The sequence below is a fragment of the Pseudanabaena sp. PCC 9330 genome (assembly GCF_055795045.1).
This window is the reverse complement of the sequence record NZ_JAYFES010000120.1, coordinates 50491-66962: the sequence shown is the minus strand read 5'-3', so window position 1 is coordinate 66962 and position 16472 is coordinate 50491. Positions and strand designations below refer to the sequence as shown.

General features: G+C 58.3%; 14 protein-coding genes and 1 tRNA gene. 6 read left to right on the top strand and 9 right to left on the bottom strand.

Annotation, left to right across the window (positions count from 1 at the left end):
- The first annotated feature begins 56 nt into the window (after window positions 1-56).
- Window positions 57-503 (top strand): hypothetical protein, encoded by a 447-nt coding sequence (locus AC0QKW_RS25175; RefSeq protein ID WP_473153869.1) that lies wholly within the window; start codon window positions 57-59, stop codon window positions 501-503.
- A gap of 139 nt (window positions 504-642) precedes the next feature.
- Here the strand turns inward: AC0QKW_RS25175 and AC0QKW_RS25170 are convergent, their stop codons facing one another.
- Window positions 643-1236: a glyoxalase-like domain protein gene (locus AC0QKW_RS25170; RefSeq protein ID WP_473153868.1), complete on the bottom strand. Its 594-nt coding sequence runs from the start codon at window positions 1234-1236 to the stop codon at window positions 643-645.
- Between the two features lie 406 nt (window positions 1237-1642).
- Here AC0QKW_RS25170 and AC0QKW_RS25165 point away from each other — a divergent pair, with 406 nt between their 5' ends.
- Window positions 1643-2407 carry an RNA polymerase sigma factor gene (locus AC0QKW_RS25165; protein ID WP_473153867.1) on the top strand — a complete coding sequence of 255 codons (765 nt, stop codon included), beginning with the start codon at window positions 1643-1645 and terminating at the stop codon, window positions 2405-2407.
- 35 nt (window positions 2408-2442) lie between these two features.
- Window positions 2443-3468, top strand: coding sequence for a tetratricopeptide repeat protein (locus AC0QKW_RS25160; protein ID WP_473153866.1), 1026 nt, complete (start codon window positions 2443-2445; stop codon window positions 3466-3468).
- Window positions 3469-3748: 280 nt separating this feature from the next.
- On the opposite strand, the gene AC0QKW_RS25155 is transcribed toward AC0QKW_RS25160, so the two are convergent.
- The 3 genes from AC0QKW_RS25155 to AC0QKW_RS25145 all read right to left on the bottom strand — a co-directional run bounded on the left by AC0QKW_RS25155 (window position 3749) and on the right by AC0QKW_RS25145 (window position 6726).
- Complete coding sequence (locus AC0QKW_RS25155; RefSeq protein ID WP_473153865.1) at window positions 3749-4804, bottom strand: glucokinase; 1056 nt, start codon at window positions 4802-4804, stop codon at window positions 3749-3751.
- The gene (gene larE, locus AC0QKW_RS25150) at window positions 4782-5648 is read right to left on the bottom strand and encodes an ATP-dependent sacrificial sulfur transferase LarE (protein ID WP_473153864.1); all 867 of its coding nucleotides are present in this window, start codon (window positions 5646-5648) and stop codon (window positions 4782-4784) included. Before larE ends, AC0QKW_RS25155 begins: the two co-directional genes overlap by 23 nt.
- 175 nt (window positions 5649-5823) lie before the next feature.
- Window positions 5824-6726, bottom strand: coding sequence for an alpha/beta fold hydrolase (locus AC0QKW_RS25145; protein WP_473153863.1), 903 nt, complete (start codon window positions 6724-6726; stop codon window positions 5824-5826).
- 191 nt (window positions 6727-6917) lie between these two features.
- Between AC0QKW_RS25145 and AC0QKW_RS25140 the strand changes: the two genes are divergently transcribed.
- Window positions 6918-8141 carry a DUF790 family protein gene (locus AC0QKW_RS25140; protein ID WP_473153862.1) on the top strand — a complete coding sequence of 408 codons (1224 nt, stop codon included), beginning with the start codon at window positions 6918-6920 and terminating at the stop codon, window positions 8139-8141.
- A gap of 200 nt (window positions 8142-8341) precedes the next feature.
- Here the strand turns inward: AC0QKW_RS25140 and AC0QKW_RS25135 are convergent, their stop codons facing one another.
- Together AC0QKW_RS25135 and AC0QKW_RS25130 are read right to left on the bottom strand one after the other, a co-directional pair.
- On the bottom strand, window positions 8342-10090 hold the full coding sequence (locus tag AC0QKW_RS25135; protein WP_473153861.1) for an ABC transporter ATP-binding protein: 1749 nt from the start codon (window positions 10088-10090) through the stop codon (window positions 8342-8344).
- A gap of 92 nt (window positions 10091-10182) precedes the next feature.
- Window positions 10183-11307, bottom strand: coding sequence for a YdcF family protein (locus AC0QKW_RS25130; protein ID WP_473153860.1), 1125 nt, complete (start codon window positions 11305-11307; stop codon window positions 10183-10185).
- A 196-nt stretch (window positions 11308-11503) separates the two neighbouring features.
- On the opposite strand from AC0QKW_RS25130, the gene AC0QKW_RS25125 reads away from it, so the two are divergent.
- Together AC0QKW_RS25125 and AC0QKW_RS25120 are read left to right on the top strand one after the other, a co-directional pair.
- Window positions 11504-11574: transfer RNA gene (locus AC0QKW_RS25125), tRNA-Gly, on the top strand.
- 341 nt (window positions 11575-11915) lie between these two features.
- Window positions 11916-12167 carry a hypothetical protein gene (locus AC0QKW_RS25120; RefSeq protein WP_473153859.1) on the top strand — a complete coding sequence of 84 codons (252 nt, stop codon included), beginning with the start codon at window positions 11916-11918 and terminating at the stop codon, window positions 12165-12167.
- 427 nt (window positions 12168-12594) lie between these two features.
- Here AC0QKW_RS25120 and AC0QKW_RS25115 read toward each other — a convergent pair whose 3' ends face one another.
- From AC0QKW_RS25115 to egtB, 3 genes are all read right to left on the bottom strand, one after another.
- On the bottom strand, window positions 12595-13935 hold the full coding sequence (locus tag AC0QKW_RS25115) for a PDZ domain-containing protein (protein ID WP_473153858.1): 1341 nt from the start codon (window positions 13933-13935) through the stop codon (window positions 12595-12597).
- Window positions 13936-14033: 98 nt separating this feature from the next.
- Entirely contained in the window at window positions 14034-15005 is a 972-nt protein-coding gene (gene egtD, locus AC0QKW_RS25110) for an L-histidine N(alpha)-methyltransferase (protein ID WP_473153857.1), read from the bottom strand.
- A gap of 75 nt (window positions 15006-15080) precedes the next feature.
- Window positions 15081-16358, bottom strand: coding sequence for an ergothioneine biosynthesis protein EgtB (gene egtB / locus AC0QKW_RS25105; RefSeq protein ID WP_473153856.1), 1278 nt, complete (start codon window positions 16356-16358; stop codon window positions 15081-15083).
- Window positions 16359-16472: the final 114 nt, after the last annotated feature.

The window sequence follows — 16472 nt, the reverse complement described above, 5'->3', positions numbered from 1 at the left end:
ACACCAGGGGCATTGGGCTATGCTGCTTACAGCTCCTTTAGTGTTACTCGGGTCGCGTGAACGCAGCAGAACAAGCGAACAGCATTGAGTTTGCCAGCAAAATTGCCGCCGTGGTAGGCCTCTTTAGGGCAGAGTTTCCTGACCTGCGGGCCGATCTAAAGCCCTGGGCCAACGACCCTGACACTCGCGATCTAGTCGACCCAGACTCTATTGATGTGGGGTTTCACTTTCCAGGAGTCAGTCGGCTGTTTCAGTGTCGCAGTCTGCTGGTGCAAATTCGCCTGTACAGCGACCCAGACTCTGGCGATCGCCGAGTGATTGGCCTTGATTTGGCTGGGTTTGATCACCGAGGCAAGCGCTGGAGTCTCTCGACTATAGACAACTGGTCATTCGCTGGGGAGATCGTCCCTGACCCCACCTGCCGCGAACGCCTGCGCCGCTGCTGCCGTCAGGTGATGACGCTGTTTAACCCACCCCCTGCGACCCAGCCGCCGGTCTTTTAGGGAGGCATTGATTCGTACCGGTTGGAGGATCCCCCCTTCTCAAAGGGGATTGCTGGTTTGGGCCGGTAGTTCCGCTCAATCTTTAGAGGCACCCAACCAAACAGCCTCGTGACCCGACAGCACCGCGATCAAACCGCTGCTACCCGTCGATCTCGGCAAGCTCAATCACCTGGTTGTCGGAGTCTTTGACGAGAAAGTTGAGGGGCTTTTCGCGCCGAATTTTGTGCTGCACACCGCTGAGCTGCACTCGCATAAGAATGTACTCCAGACAGGTGTGGTCGAAGCAGACGTGACGCTCTTGGTTGCGATCGCCCAAACTAGCCCCCGCCACCACATGCAGCTGAGTATTTTTGCGCAGCTGATACCACAGTCCTTCAGGACTGGCTGCACCAGCTCGGCTGGCTAAGCTGCTGGTCGCACCGCCGAGATACAGGGGGTCGAGGCCAGCGGTGCCCAGGGTTTGTTCGTAGTTGTAGTAGTAGTGCAGGGGCACCTCTGCCGCTGGCAGGGTGAGCATGCCTTCGTAAAAGCGCCGGGCCACCTCCAAGTCAGACACCATCACCGTGTAGACCTTAGGGGCACTCTTTAGAAACATCCACATGGCCCCGGCGTAGGCCACCAGCAGCATGACCATAATCCCCTGGGTCGACATGATGCTGTCGAGGGGTAGCCCCAACAGCGCCAGTGGTAGCGCGGTTGGGATGGAGTGAGGCAGCAATAGGTTAAACAACATAGGCCTGCTCTGGAAGTCAAAACACGGTGGCGGAGACTGCTCTGATGACCCTTAGACGATGCCTTTGGGTAGTCTGCTCTTGGAATCAATAATCACCTGTCTAGTGTATCAAGTCTGCAATAAACGCTGCCGCTTTATCGAAGGCTGACTAAACTGTCTAGCTACTTATAGGCAGCATCAATTTGACTTCAGGTCAGCAGCAGCGTTTTGTCTTGGGGAAACGTCCCACTTCGATGCGCCGGCGAAATAGTAGGTTGCAGACCGGTACGCTAAAAAATAAGTCGCCAAAATCACTGCGGTAGGTATATTAAAGGCTGATTGGTTTGCATATCTACCTCGCCCCAGGATGAACGGGTTAGCGGCCCATCGGGGTGACTCCGATTCCATGTTTCTCACGGCTCCACCCATGTCTAGTACCGCGTATATTCCCAACTTTCCTGAGTGTGACCACCGGCTGGTGCAGTCGCTACATCACCTAAGCGATCGCGAGCTGGTGCAGCAGTTTCAGCGCCATGGCGAGTCGGGGCGCTACTTTACGGCGATCTTTTGTCGCTACAGCCCTATGGTCTATAGCCTGATTCGCCACTCGGCGCGATCGCCCGTGCAGGCCGAATACCTGTTTGCCCTCACCTGGAGGCACATTCTCCACGAGCTGGGCGGGGTTGAGTGCCCCGCCGACATGATTGGGGAGGAGCCAGGAGCCTTTACCCTACAAAACTGGCTGATCAACATCACTGCCCTGTGCATTAATCAGGCGGCGGTGCCCGAGGTCGAAGCGATTCACTATTCTCTCGACCAGGCGACGCCGCCCCTGTGGTGCTACGTTGAACAGGCTCTCGATCGCCTGCCACCGGTAGATCGGCTGGTGACGGTGATGGCGCTTACCTTCCGCTGGAGCGAAAACCGCATTGCCGCCTATCTCCAGGCCGAGGGAGAGGCCCTGACGGCGGCAGATGTGCGCCAGAAGCTGGGTCAGGCTTTTCAGCGGCTGGAGGCCTCGCTGCCGGCAGACATTCGCCAGATCTATCTAGGGGGCGGGGCGCTGCGGCCTGAGCCCTTACCTGATGACCTCGACGGTCTGCTCACGGTGCCCGACCTCGAAGGGGCTGAGCTGCTGGAGGTTGACCTGGTAGGCAGCCGAGGAGAACCTGGCCACGAATGGGCAAACTGATCGCAAGCAAACCACGACGGGCAGGGGCCATAGCCATGAACTATAGACATCACTTGGGTTTTGGCATGCTGGCCCTGGCCCTCTTGCTGGGCTCGGCAGCGCCGACCCTGGCTCAAAATCTAGAAGAACAGCTCGACCTGCGCCCCAGTGGTGCCAGCCAAGGGCAGTCGCGAGATGTGGCCGACGGGTGGATGCAGCTGGGCAATCAACAGCTAACCGAGGGCGATCTAACCCAGGCGATCGCCTCTTGGGCTGAGGCTGCTGAGATCTATCGTCTGCTAGCCGACACCCAATCGGCAGGGCGCGCCTACGGATCGATGGGGGCGGCCTTGGCCACCCTGGGGCGCTACCCCGAGGCCGAGCAAGCCTTTATACTGCGCATCGGCACCGCCAACGACAGCAACGACCCCCTCGGCCAAGTCTATGGCCTCAACAACCTGGGCAACCTCTACGTCAACCGAGGCCGACTGGCCGAAGGGCAAGCCTACTTTGAGGAAGCGCTACAAATTGCCCGCACCACGGGCGACTCGCGGGCGATCGGTGTCTCTCTGAGCAATCTAGGGCAGGTAGCTACCCAGCGGGGCGATTTTGATGGGGCGGTGCGCCTGCTAGAGGCGGCAACCAACTACCGCATTTTGGCCAGCGACTACGTGGGTGAGGCCCACTCATCCAACAGTCTGGGCGATGTCTATGTGGCCCTGGGGCGCGAGTCAAACGCCATCGGAGCCTATCGCCTGGGTCTGCGGTCTGGGGTAGAGGCGGGCGACCTCACGCTCCAAATCCGTGCCCTTGACGGCCTGCTGGGCATCTATCTAGAACGGGGCGACCTGGTACTGGTGAAAGAATACCTCGATCAGCGCAGTGCCCTCACCCTGGGCACCATCCCACCAGATTTTCAAACTGCCCTTACCTACCGCTGGCTGGGCGACTACTACTTGCAAACTGGAGACCTAGATTTAGCCGATCGCGCCTTTGCCTCGGGTCTAGCGATCGCCCGCCGCCTCACAGAAAAATCCTTGGAAGCAGAATTTGTCAACCGCCTGTTGGCGCTGGGGCGTTAGCCATCGAGCAACCGTCTACGATCTCAGCTCGATTTCGCCTCGACCTTGGCTACCCAAAATAGCACTGGTGCTCTGCTGAGACTAAATCCTCCTTGGCTACCCCCGGTTCAGCAGGGCAAACAACCGTTTGCCCCTACGGTTCGGCCTTTTGGGAATCGGGGTTATGTGACTCGGGTTTGGTACGAGGCCCGCCAGTGGGCGCTGGCAGGCTCGATTTGGGTAACGATGGGTCTGTCTAACGGCCCGAGGCGACCTGCACTGCCAAGATCTTCCCCCAGCCCTAGACCGCTGCCGCCTTGAGAGCAGCGCCGATCAGCCCCACCTGAGGGTTGAGCACAATATGTACGGGCACGCGATCGAGCAGGGGGCTGACTCGACCCTTGTGGGCAAAGGCGCTAAGAAATTCGCCGCCGGTAATCAGGGGCAGGTTTTTGGCGGCAATGCCGCCCGCAACGTACAACCCGCCGTAGGGCAGCAGCTTGAGGGCGAGGTTGCCCGCCTCAGCTCCGTAGGCAGAGATAAAGATTTCCATGGCCTTTTGACAGAGGCGATCGCCATTCTCTGCTGCTGCCCTAGCGATCACCGCAGCCGGGTCGATGGTCTTAGTGCTAAAGCCAGTCTGGCGCTCCCAGGCGGTAATGGCGTCGGCAACCTCGGGGGTCTCGTGGCAAAATTCGCGATCGCGCAAAAACTGATAGATGCTGACAATGCCCTGGCCCGACACCACCCGCTCTACCGACACGCGGGAGATCTGGTGCTTGTCGAGCAGGTAGTGCATCAGCTGAAACTCTAGCTCAGAGCGGGGAGCAAAGTCGGCGTGCCCCCCCTCGGAGGGAAACACCAGGGGTCGCCCGGCAGTAGAGAGGGCAAACCCCTGGCCCAGGCCGGTGCCCGCCCCAATAATCGCCACCGGGGCGTTGCCGTCGGGCTCACCGGTTTGCAGCGTGTGAATGTCGTCGGGAGCCAGGCCAAAGACGCCGTAGCCGACCGCCTCAAAGTCGTTGATGAGCTCTACCCGGTCTAGGGTGAGCTCTTCGCCTAGGCGATCGCCCTCTAGCGACCAGGCCAGGTTGGTCAGGCTGGAGGTATTGTCTACCACAGGGCCAGCGATGGCAAAGCAGGCGCGCTCGGGCGGGTCGGCTTTGCCAGAGTCTGCTTTAGCCTGGTGGAGAAACTCTTTCACCATGGGCACCAAGTCAGGGTAGGCCTGGCTAGAGTAGGTGTGCTCAAACTTGGTCTTCAGGATGAGGGTACCTGAGGCCTTCGCTTCGCTGGCCTGGACCAGGCGCAGAATGGTTTTGGTGCCGCCAATGTCACCGGCAAGCAGATAGGTCATGACTGGAGAGTTCTGAAGGGCGAGAATCGGGGGGGGCAAACACAGTAGTGGGCAGCTCCTGGTTTAGCTTACCGCTGCGAAAACCCTCCAGATCTAGGGTGACGTAGGTAAAACCATAGTTTTGCAGCGCCTTCACTAGCGATTTAAGATCGGTGGAGGCTACAAATTGTTTAATATTCTCTGCCGGAATTTCAATGCGGGCAGTATCAGACTGGGAGCGCACCCGCAGATTCCGCAGGCCTAGCTGCCGTAGATACAGCTCCGCCTGGCCCACCCGCCGCAGTTTCTCCAGGGTGATTTCTTCACCGTAGGGGAAGCGCGAGCTGAGGCAGGGCTGAGCGGGCTTATCCCACCAGGGCAGGCCCAGGTGGCGGGAGATCTCGCGCACCTCCAGTTTGGTGATGCCAACTTCGGCCAGGGGCGACCTGGCTCCTCGCTCTTGCGCCGCCTGAATGCCGGGGCGGTAGTCGCCCAGGTCGTCGGCATTCACCCCATCGACCACGTAGGGGTAGCCGCGCCCCAGGGCCAGAGGCTTGAGGGTGTCGTGCAGCTCACTCTTGCAAAAGTAGCAGCGGTTGACAGGGTTGGCGGCGTAGTTGGGGTTCTCTAGCTCGTGGGTGGCGACAATCTCGTGGGCAATGCCGATCGCCGCTGCCTGCACCTGGGCTTCTTCTAAATCGGCGGGCAGCAGGGAGGGAGAGTTGGCGGTGATAGCCAGGGCGCGATCGCCCAGCACGTCGTAGGCCACCTTGGCCACCAAAGTGCTGTCGATGCCGCCAGAGTAGGCGATCAACGCTCGATCCATCTGGGCAAAGAGAGTTTTGAGCTGGTCTAGTTTTTGCATTACTGTCGAGTCTGGCATCGGTTGTGGGGCATGAGGAGATTGCTGGAAAAGACAATTCCCCCTGTAGGGGCGCAGGGCCTGCGCCCTTGAGAGAAAGCCAAATTCTTCCGTATTTTTATGGCCAGAATTGTCCTGAATCGGTCCTGAGCGGAACAGGGAAGGCAGTTGTTCCATCCTAACCGGCATTTTGCTGTTCCATGGCCCTCAGCCACTGCCGCAGCAGCCCCACCACCACAGCCGGGTGCTCCAGATGGGGTAGCACCCCCGAGTCAGGAATTTCTACCACCCGCTGAATGGGTTTGGGATTTAAGCTGGCCAGACGTTTGACCATGGCCGGGGCCGAAAACCGAGAGCCAGCGCCGAGAACGATCGTCGTTGGCGTTTGCAGATGGCCAATATAGTGAGATAGATCAAAGCTGATGTCACCATTGAGAGAGGCCAGGGCCGAGTACTCAGCGTTGGGCTGCTGGGTGCAGGTGAGGTAGGCCTGGACAATGTCGGGGGTAATGCGGCGGGGGTCGGCAAACAAAAAGGTCGAGAGAAACGATCGCACCGCCAGTTCATTCGCCGCCCCCAACTGATAGAGCACCTTGTCGACCCCAGGGGTGCTGGCCAGCAAGGCGGGCAGGCTGGCTCTGTAGTCGCGGCCAAAGTCGCTATTGCCCGAGGGCGACACAAAAAACAGCCCCTTGAACAGGTCGGGCCGCATCCCGGCCAGGCGAATGACTACCCCAGCGGTGAGGGAGGTGGCCACCACCAGCGCCGGGGGGTGGGCCACCGACTCCAGCAGGTGGGTGATCATATCAAAGTAGTCTTCCACCCTATAAGAGCGGGCAGGATGGGTCGACTGGCCCCAGCCGATCAAGTCGGGAGCGATTACCCGGTGGGTGCCCCCAAAGGTGGCGTAGACCTTAGACCACTCAAAGGCCGACGACCCACCGCCGAGGCTGTGGAGAAACACCAGGGGAGGACGATCGTCGCCAACCTCTAACCCATGGCCAGGGGTGTAGTAGGCCATCACCCCCAGGTTGGTGGGCAGCGCTTTTTGAATGAACCCAGGCGGCTGGAAGTTGAGCATAGGGCTGTGATTGACTACGGTTCAATCCTAGACGGTTCAATCCTAGGCCGCCTATTGTTCGCAGGGGCGAAGAGCCTAGAAAACAGAATTAAACTGGAAATAGCTTGAAACTATCTAAATTAGAGCTTCCGAATTAGGGCTATGGCCACCATGCCTACTCTGGAGCTACCAGACGCTGGTCCAATTGGGAGGTGGGCGCTACGTTACCCAGTGATTTGTTGATCTATCGGTATCAGGGGGAGGCGATCGCACCCAAACGGCTGGCGCTAGATGGGGCTAATGGGGCGATCGCCGCCGACCTGATTACCATCTTTCAGCAGCAGGTGGGCCATACCCAGGGCGACCTCAACCGCCAGCTTCAGGATTTAGAGGGCGAAGACACCAACTACCGCATTAAGCGGGGGCTGGCCCACATTTTGCGCAACAGCTTTGCTACCTTTGAGGCGGTCAGCCCGCTAGAACCGATTGAGCTACGGCAGCGGGTGTTTGCCCTGGCGGCTCAGAGCACCCCTTCTCCCACGGCTGCTGAGGCACATCTGACCACCCTGGGGCAGCAGCTCTCTGAGGAACTCGATCGCGAGGTCTCCGTCGCCGACCTGCGCCAGGGGCTCTACGCCGATCGCCCCGACAACCACATTCTGATCGAGTTTGAAGCCCCGACCCCCGAGGCGCTGATCCACCGCTACAACCTGTCTCAGACCCAGGGAGTGTTTTACAAGGCCAGCGACCTGGTCATGCACTTATACCGCAACGACCCCAGCGAGTACAAGCTGATGTTTCGCTACCTGAAGCTGTTTCGGCTGATGACCTACATCGAGGGCGATGCCGACCAGGGGTTTACCATCACCATCGATGGCCCGTCCAGTTTATTCAAGCCCAGCACCCGCTACGGGGTCGATATCGCCAAGCTCATCCCCGCCATTTTGCACGTCAGCAAGTGGCGGCTGACCGCTACCCTGCAAATGAAAGACAGCTACAGCCAGCAGGTAAAAGCGCGCCAGTTTACCCTCGACAGCACCTGCGGCCTAGTCACCCACTACCCCCCCGGCAAACCCTACGACAGCATGATCGAAGAATCTTTCGTCAGCCGCTGGCCCGCTAACACCCCCTGGCGACTAGAGCGCGAGGTCGATCTGGTGCCCCTGCCGGGTAGCGTCATGATCCCTGACTTTCGCCTGGTACACCCCGACGGCAGGGAATATCTGCTGGAGATCGTCGGCTACTGGCGGCCTGAGTACCTGCGCAAAAAGTTTGCCCAGGTGCGCAAGTCAGGCCGCGACAACCTAATTTTGGCGGTCTCAGAGCGGCTCAACCTAGAGAAAGCCGGGGTAGATATCGCCAACGTACCGGCCCAGGTGGTGTGGTTTAAGACCAAGCTTCAGCCCAAGGTGGTGTTGGATGTTGTGGGGGAGTAGGGAGTAAGGGAATAACGCTGTCCCCTCCTTTGGAGGGGTGCCCGGAGGGCGGGGTGGGTCAAAACTTCCCCAGCATTAAGCTGCTAGATAGCAGGGATCGACTTAGCTGGATTTGAATCGACCCACCCCTGCCCCTCCCAGGAGGGGAAAGCGCGCCTGCTTTGGTAGTAAATTTCCCTCTACTGCCCTCAGATTGCCACCTAGCGCAGGGCAGACTCTAGCTGGTGCTGGTTCCACAGGTCGCGGTAGAGGCCGGGGCGGGCCACGAGATCGCGGTGGCGGCCCTGCTGCACAATGCGGCCTTTGTCCATCACAAAGATGCGATCGGCGGTGGCGGCGGCAGACATCTGATGGGAGATAAACAGCACGGTCTTTTGCTGGGTACCCTCGGCGAGCTCTTTGAGAATGGCGGTGGCGGTGCGGTTATCGACGCTGGAGAGGGCGTCGTCGAGCACCAAAATGGGGGCATCGACCACCAGTGCTCGGGCTAGGGCGGTGCGCTGGCGCTGTCCCCCCGAGAGGGTAATGCCCCGCTCGCCGACAATGGTGTCGTACTGCTGGGGAAAGTTTTGAATTTCTGCATCCATCTGAGCCTGCTTGGCGGCCTGCTGCACCTCAGGAAACTCCATCAGCGGGGTGCCGTAGCGAATATTGTTGTTGATGCTGGTGCTGAAGAGAAAGCTGTCTTGGGGCACGTAGGCGATCGCCCGTCTGAGATCGGCCAACGGCAGCTCGGTCACATCGCGACCATCTAAAAACAACTGGCCAGGGCCAATATCGAGCAGGCGGGGCAGGGCGTTAGCCAGGGTCGACTTGCCCGAGCCAATGGGGCCGACGATGGCAATTTGCTCACCGGGGGCGATCGCAAAACTGACTTCGTCCAGAGCCGCCGTTTTGCTGTCGGGGTAGGCGTAGTTGAGGTGGCGGGCCTCTAGCCGACCCTGCACCTGATCGAGCGGCAGGGGCAGCGCCGTGGGCGAGGTCTCAACCTCGGGCTGGGCATCGAGAATCTCTTCGACCCGGTTGATGCTGACCTCACCCCGCTGGTAGGCAGTAATCGTAAAGCCCAGCAGCGCCGTGGGGAAAACCAGCCGCTCGACGTAGAGCAAGAGCGCCACAAAGTCACCCACGGTGAGCAGGCCGTCGGCGATCGCCCCTGCCCCAGTGGCCAAGATCACCAGCAGGCTAATGCTGGCCAGTCCCCCCAGCAGCGGAAACAAGGTATTGCGAGTACGGGCTAGGGTCAAGTTGGCGTCGAGCAGGTTGGTGTTGAGGCGGTTAAAGGCGCGGCGCTCGTTATCTTCTTGGGCATAGATTTTGATCAGAGCAATGCCGCTCATATCTTCTTGGATCAGATCGCTGAGGTCACTCAGGCGCTCTTGCACATGGAGCTGCTGGGTGCGCAGGCGGTGGCTAAAGCTCTGCACCAGCACCAGCATAAACGGGTACACCAGCAGCGAGATCAAGGTCAGCCGCACGCTGATCGACAGCATCACCGGCACGGTCAGGGCGTAGGCAAACAGGGTATTGGCAATACTGAGAATGGCAAACCCCAGCAGGCGGCGAATATTGTCCACATCGCTGGTGGCGCGACTGATCAGCTCCCCGGCGGTGTTGCGACCAAAGTAGGCAGGCTCCATGCGCAGCAGATGCTCAAAGATGCGCTGCTTAATGTCGAACTCGACCTGACGGCCCACCCCAAACAAGGTGATGCGCGACACCATGCGAATCACCCACATCACCGAAGCCAGCACCAGCACCAGCAGCGAGTAGTACATCACCCGGTTGAAGCTAAAGGTGACCTGCAACTCGTCAATGCCGTTGCGAATTAGCAGCGGAATCCACACCCCCACTAGATTCACAACCAAGAGAGCAACAACCCCCAGGGCAGCCTGCCGCCAGTGGGGGTTGAGGTAGGTACCGAGTTTTTGTAGCTGCGATCGCGCCATTGATTTTGCCTGGGGGTCGCCCCTGACTGCCTTCCTATCCTAGACGAATTTGTCTAGACGAATTTGGCAGACACTTTTGAGCCCGAGAAAACCTACAGCGTTTCTACCACCTGGTTCCACTGCATGGTGAAGGGCGGCAGCCAACCCCGCAAATAGTAATAAACCGAGCTGAGCAGCTCTTGCCAGTAGCGGGTAGTCACCGCCAGGGCGCTCACGCTGGGCACCAGGTCGGCCAAACTCGCCAGGCGCGATCGGTCTTCAGACTGAGGAGAGCTAAACAGCTCCGTCGGGGCCGCCACAATCTGCACCCCATCGCCCTCAAAGGCCAGGGCCGCTCGCCGCATGGTTAGAGCCGGAGCCACCAGCACTACCCGGTTGGCGTCGCGGTTGTTGCGATCGCCATTGCGCTGGCCATTGCGGGGGGGGTCAGTAAACAGTCCCTGCTCCCGCAGAAAGTTCTTTTGCTCTTCTACGGTGGCGCGAATATCGGTACCGGTCTGCACAATGCGAATGCTTTCCCCAGGCACCCCCCGATTGATTAGCTGCTGCCGAATCAACTCGTTGAGCTGCCCGCCCGCCTCAGCACTGCTAAATCTAGACCCCGCTGTCACCGTGACGAAGGGCCGAGCCGCACTGATGCGACCGTAAAAATTGGCGGCACTGTTGAGCCGCGCCACCAGCACCGGGTCTAAGGAGTTGTCAGCATCAATGCGGCTGGTGATGGTGTTGGTCATGCGGTAGGCGTCGGCGGTTTCCCCCACCACGACAATTGACACCGCCCGGTCGACAGGCACCTCATCAATGGCCGGGCAGATATCACTACAGAGTCGCCGCTGATTTTGGTAGGCCATTTGCACAGCATTTTCTGAACGATCGACCAGGGCTCGCGCCACCAATGGCATACTGCTAAACAACAAAATCAACAGCGCCGTCACCACCATGCGCCCGTTAGTTTTCTTGATGCCGCTGCCCAACGACATCACCAGTAGGGTGATCGCCCCGCCCAGAGGCGTCAGCGGAAAGGCCAAAAACTGCCAAAAAACCCCCAGGGTGCTGTCTGTCGGGAACAAAAATGCCCCAGCTACCAGAGCCAAAATGATGGCTCCGCCAAACCAGGTCAAAAAGTTGACCGGGATGAATTTCTTTAAAATCCACCACAAAAAGTAGCCAATCCCAAGCCATAACAGCAGGCGGGTGAGCAGATTGAGAATATCCATAGGCGGTCTGCAAGGGGCGATCGAGCACCGTTTGGCCGAGGAGAACCTCAGCAGGAGTCAAGGGCTTGGCCACGGTGGCCAAGCCCCTGTGCAAAGGATACTTCAGTCCTGAAAACTCGGCCCACTGCGTCCCCAGCTAGACAACGCCCCGCTGGGTAGCTTCTAAAGCTGTGATAAAATCAACTTCACCACTTACGCGGGTGTAGTTTAGTGGTAAAACCTTAGCCTTCCAAGCTAATGATGGGGGTTCGATTCCCCCCACCCGCTTAGACAGTTGTACAGTTCCTAGACCTATGGCCCGGTAGGTTGCCCATAGAAGTCGCGGCAGGTAGCTACTTTACCAGGGCGTTGAGGCCCTTAAGTTAGCTGGGGTCAGCCATGCGATCGCCCGCTTCATCAAATTAGGTGGTGCACCCCTTACCGCACCGCCGCCGCTCAAAACCGGAGCGATCATTCCCACATAGACCGCACCAGCCGAGCAATCCGCCTGGGCCAATTGCTCAACTATCACCGAGAAAAATGCCAACTCAGAGTAATGATGGCAAGTCGTGCGTTATCAGAGTTGATGGAGTTGGGCACTCTAAATCCATCTTTTGTCAACTACCAAAATGTTTATTCAACGCGAAAAAAATCGCTTGCTATGGGCAGTTACTGTGGTGCTCGGAGCCGGTATTCTCTTGGGCGGTGGCGCGGCGCGGGTTGAGAGCCAAGCTTGCAACACATTAACAGCACTACCTGAATACTGCCTCACCGCAACGCCCAAGGTGCGGGTGGCCCATGGTATGCTCGGTGGCGCTTTCGCCAGCAGCGGCGCTCTGCTGATGATTGAGCTGTTGGGAAAAATTTCAAACGCTGATTAACCGTCTCAGGGCTGCGGCTAATGCTAGCCTCTAGGGCCAGCGGCCTAACAGTCTGCATCTTTGACCGCAGAGGGGTTTCACCGGAGAACCGTTATCCTAGCCTTTGTAAGATGCGGCGCTGTGAGATTGATCATTGCCCTCAGTATGAACGAAGCGTAGAAAGTTTGGCATCAAGTGAAGGCGATCGCCCGATAGCTAATCTAGGTAATGGTCAATAGTCTGCTGCAAGAGCGTCCGGTTAATACTGGGTTCTAGGGTCTCATACCAAATCCTGCTCGCCTACACCCGATCCGGCAGGGCTTACTGCTCTGCCTCCCTATAGGTTTGCCGGTTGGGAATCGGAGGTATGGAATTTAGATTCGGCATCACACTTTGGCAGCTCCAATGGGGAACCTATCGGCTGTGGCAAGCCGCGATCGCCCATCTTTCAGTCAGCTGCTGCCGCAGTTAGTGCAGTCTCAGCGGGGGTGATGGTGTAGGTCAGGGGCTGCCCCCGGCGCTCAACGGTGATTGAGATCGGGCCGCTGTAGCGATCGCTCACGGGTGAGAGCACAAAGGCACAGGCCTGCTCATCGCCCAATGCCGTGTAGGTGTCGTTGTCAATGGCCAAAATGCGATCGCCCATCTGCAACCCCGCCCTGGCCGCCGGGGAAGGATACTGTAGCCCAGCAACCAGCAGATGCCCACCATGCACTATCGCCTGGAAGCCGTAGTCAGCCTCCTTGGGATACATCTGGCTGAAGGGCGATACTGGTTTGAGGTAGAGCCGATGGGTTGACCAATCTAGGGTGACGATAAAGTGCTCTAAAAACTCATTGCCGATCAGCGAATAGGGCTGCGCATTGGTGCCGTAGCTGACTAAAATTGGAAAATTTTCTAGGGTGAGATCGCCCAGAGAAAGCGTCGGGGCTTGGATCACGTTCTGGTTGACAATGGCGAGCCCCCGCAGGGTTTCGACTAGGCTCTTAGCGGTCGATGTGGCCTCAAGCTGCGCTGCATCTAGGGTCAAAAAATCTGAGTAGGCCAGGTGAATGCTGCCGCCCCAGCCAGTGTCGATCAGCACTTGAATGGGCAGGTTGTCGCCGATGTGAAGGGCGATCGCCGGGCTGAAGTTAACCACCGTAAAGGGAAGTGCGATCGCATCGGTCACGTGGTCTAACTCTTCAGCCGACTGCGCCACGGTGATTGTGCGAGCTTGATAATCAATTTGCCAGGTGGCATGGCGCATCAGACTGGCCCCAATCACACCGCTGTCAGACAGACAGTAGAGGGGTTGGCCAGGGGCGCTAAAGTCAGTGACAACCGCACTCACATCGTGAAAGCTGGCCTGCGCCAGGTGCACCTGATCAACTAGACCGTAGGTCACCGCCGGATCAACTTGAAACGCTGCGGTCAGAGGCACCGCCAAATCTCGGTCTAACAACGTTGAGCGCATACCAGAATCGACCAGCAGCGTTTTCTGAAGGCCCAAGGGCTCAATCTCTGCTGCAATCAAAATATGCCCGCCCACATAGTCAAACGGCAGCGTGACGGGGGCGGTTAATCTATCTAGCCCTCCCAGTGTTTCTAACTGCTGTACCCAATGCAAAAGTATCTGCCCTTGCATCTGTTCTAGCTCGGCACCTTGGTCAGCCAAAATGTGCTCAAGATCGCTCGTCATGACAAAATCAGGCCGCAAATCGCTGGTGAGATTTTTGGCTAAGGTAGCAATCCCCGCTGACGCGATCGCCAAAATCAGCACCGACTGACTCAACCACCGGGCAACCATAGCGCCACCTGAATTTATCGATGAGCTCAGCGTCTCTGCTTTAACAATGATTGCTTTGGCCAAGCAAAATAGCGGTCAGCAATATAAAACAATATTGCTTAAATCTGCGTTAAGTGGTGCAGGCTAAAGAGCTGTTGGTCATCGGTCCACACCTGCACCGGCTGAAAGCCAGCTTCCATAGCTAAGAGCTGAAACTCATCGATGGTGTATTTATAAGAGTGCTCGGTGCGCAGGGTTTCGCCCGCTTTAAAGGCAATTTTGGCCTCGCCCAGATGGACAGTTTGATCGCAGAGGCTAGCGATCGCCATTTCGATCCGCCCTGCTATCTCGTTATAGTACGCCCGATACTCAAACTGGCTGAGGTCAAAGTCGGCCCCTAGCTCGCGATTGATGCGCACCAGCAGATTGAGGGCAAAGGCGGCCGATACCCCCTGGGCATCGTCGTAGGCGGGTTCAAGAATGGTGGGAGACTTTTTCAGATCTACTCCCACGATCAGATCTCCCAGCACTGTAACGGTTTTGAGAAAGCTGATGACCTCCGCAGGCTCTAAGTTGCCGATAGAAGAACCAGGAAAAAAGCCAATGGTGGGGCGATTTTGCAGTTCTGGAATGGCGGCTATGGGTAGGGGTTTTGTATAGTCGGCGCAGACTGCGATCGCATCCAATCGCTCAAAATCGGCCATCAGCGCCGCACAGGCTTCTTGCAGATGCTGCCGCGAAATATCGACCCCCACGTAGGTGGTCACCTGGGGCGCTGCCTTGAGCAAAATGCGAATCTTTTGACTGCTGCCGCTGCCCAGTTCTACCAGCACCCGGTGATCCAGTACCGCCGCAATGTCCCCGGCATTGTCCCGCAAAATTTTCATCTCCGTACGGGTAAGGTAGTACTCCGGCAGTTGGCAGATGGCGTCAAACAGCTCTGAGCCGCGCTTGTCGTAGAGAAACCAGGGCGACAACGCCTTCTGCGGCAGGCTCAGCCCCCGCAGCACCGCGCTGTGAAAGTCTTCTATCGGCGGGTGAAAGTCGTAAAGCTTGACCGGAGAGGGCTTAGTTTGGGAAGTGAGGGGCATGGGGAGATGGGGAGAATGGGAAAGGTGGGGCAGTTTTGCAGCTTGAGTTTTGAGTTGAAATTTAAAACTCAGAATTCAAAACTCTCTAGCCAGCCGCAGACCGCTAAACTGCCAGCGGGCGCTGGGCGGAAAGAAATTGCGATAGCTGGGGCGAATGTGGCCTGAGGGCGTGACGCAAGAGCCGCCGCGCAGCACCATTTGGTTGCACATAAACTTGCCGTTGTATTCTCCCACGGCACCAGGCGCGGGGCGAAAGCCGGGATAGGGCAGGTATGCGCTCTGGGTCCATTCCCAAACGTCGCCGTAGAGCTGCTGGAGTGTTTGAGACTCAGATGCAGGTTGGGGATGCAGATGGTCAGCGGCGAGGAGGTTGCCTTGGATGGGCACTCCGGCAGCGGCGACTTCCCACTCGGCTTCGGTGGGCAGGCGGCAGCCCCGCCAGGTGGCAAAGGCGTCGGCTTCAAAGTAGCTGAGGTGGCTCACAGGCTCCATCGGGTTGATGGGCTTGAGGCCGCCCAGGGTAAACCCCCACCACTGGCCGTCACGCTGCTCCCAATACAGGGGGGCCTGCCAGCCTGCGCTCTGTAGGGTGGCCCAGCCCTCCGCCAGCCAGTGGGCAGCGGTCTGGTAGCCCTTGTCGGCCATAAATTCTAAGTATTCGCCGTTGGTGACAAGGCGGTTGGCCAGGGCAAAGTCTTGCAGGTAGACCGGGTGGGTGGGGCTTTCATTGTCGAAGGCAAAGCCGGTGCCTTGGTGACCAATGGTATAGAGGCCAGCACCAAAGCCCACAAACTCTAGGGGCGGTGGGCAGGCGCATTCTCTAACGGCGACATCTTGGCGATAGGCGGGGCGCAGGGGGTTGATCGCCAGGTTGTATTTGAGGTCGGTGAGCAGCAGCTCTTGATGCTGCTGTTCGTGGTGCAGCCCCAGGGTGGTGAGTGCTGCCACCGTTGGATGACCGGCCTTTTGCAGCAAAAGCTTTTCCATTGCCTCATCTACATGGGCGCGGTACTGGTAGACCTCAGCTACCGTAGGGCGCGACAGCAGGCCGCGCTGGGGCCGGGGGTGGCGATCGCCCACCGCCTCATAGTACGAGTTAAACAAATACCCATAGCCAGGGTGAAATTCTCGATAGCCGGGCTGGTAGGGCCGCAGCAAAAAGGTTTCAAAAAACCAGGTGGTGTGGGCCAGGTGCCATTTGGGCGGGCTGACATCGGCCATGGCCTGCACGCCGTAGTCCTCGATTTCGAGTGGTTGGCAGAGGGCTGCGCTCAGGTGTCGTACAGCCCGGTACTGTGCGCTATCCACACTGCGGGCCTCAGCAGCGGGGGCAGTGGGAGAAGAAAGGGTCATTGTGGGGTTTTTAAGGACATAATTGACAATTGTGACAGAAAGGCCCCTTTTTAAGATGATGACAGGCTTAAACTGTCTAAACCTTGCTTGAGTGGGGCCGGTTTTGCCGCCTTA